The sequence below is a fragment of the Ochrobactrum sp. C6C9 genome (assembly GCF_022627935.1).
In the GTDB taxonomy this organism is placed as follows: domain Bacteria; phylum Pseudomonadota; class Alphaproteobacteria; order Rhizobiales; family Rhizobiaceae; genus Brucella; species Brucella teleogrylli.
This window is the reverse complement of record NZ_JABXGB010000130.1, coordinates 1-260: the sequence shown is the minus strand read 5'-3', so window position 1 is coordinate 260 and position 260 is coordinate 1. Positions and strand designations below refer to the sequence as shown.

Sequence of the window (260 nt, the reverse complement as noted above, 5' to 3'; positions counted from 1 at the left end):
GAGGTAGACCGACCCCACGCAGGTGCCACCGCGGCGGAACACCCACCGCGGCAGCCCGGTGCACACGATCAGCCCGTCGACGACCCGTACCTTCCCGGTGGAGAGCGGGACGCCGACGGCCAGGCCGACCGCGGTCGCGAACGCCCACCCCGCCCGGGACACGGGGGAGTCGAGCAGGGGGTTCCGCACCGCTACTCCGGGCGGCCGTAGGTCTCGAGCAGTCGCAGCCAGATCTCGTTCATCGTCGGGTAGGCGGGGAC

1 protein-coding gene is annotated in these 260 nt (G+C 73.1%); it reads right to left on the bottom strand.

All coding sequences use genetic code 11. The annotated features are described in order from the left end of the window. A partial coding sequence (locus tag HWD97_RS24370) for a hypothetical protein (protein ID WP_371835826.1) occupies window positions 1-189 on the bottom strand: 189 nt, incomplete at its 3' end. Between the last annotated feature and the right edge of the window lie 71 nt (window positions 190-260).